1 pseudogene is annotated in these 618 nt (G+C 65.0%); it reads right to left on the bottom strand.

Annotated elements, in window-relative coordinates:
* Positions 1-618 (bottom strand): annotated as a pseudogene (locus ACFSNN_RS12500) (fumarate reductase/succinate dehydrogenase flavoprotein subunit); the annotation flags it as partial.

Below are 618 nucleotides of genomic sequence, written 5' to 3' on the forward strand. Positions count from 1 at the left end.
TTCTGATAGGCGTGACTGTCGTGAGCGTCGAGCGGCACCACGTACGGTTCGACGGCGCGTTTTTCGCTGCGCATGCGGCCCGTTGCGTCTTTGCTGAGATGCGTGTGGCAGAACCAGTCCGCGTCGTTGCGCTGCGGATAATCGACCCGATGGTGATACAGGCCCCAGCGGCTCTCCGTGCGATACAGCGACGCGTGCGCCGCCATTTCGGCGCAATCGCGAATCGCCCGCACTTCGGCGGCGCGCATCAGTTCGTGCGGATTGTCGGCCTTGATCTGCGCGATGTCGTCCGCGATTTCGGCGAAACGTTGCTGGCCGATTTCCATCTTGCGCGTGACCTTCGGCGGTTGCAGATAGTCGTTCACCATGCGGCGCAGCTTGTATTCGACTTGCGCCGGCGCGAGTCCGGTGCCGCGTTCCAGCGGCGCGTAAATGCGTGAGCGTTCGGCTGCGATCTGCTCGTCGTCCAGCGCGGCATGCTCGCGGCCTTCGACGTATTGCGCGGCGTTGTGGCCCGCGAACCAGCCGTAGGTAAACGCGCCGAGCATGTAGTTGTGCGGCACGGCGGCCATGTCGCCGGCGGCGTAGAGGCCCGCAACCGTGGTTTCCGCGCGCTCG

This window comes from Paraburkholderia dipogonis, from assembly GCF_042680985.1.
Classification (GTDB): Bacteria; Pseudomonadota; Gammaproteobacteria; order Burkholderiales; family Burkholderiaceae; genus Paraburkholderia; species Paraburkholderia phytofirmans.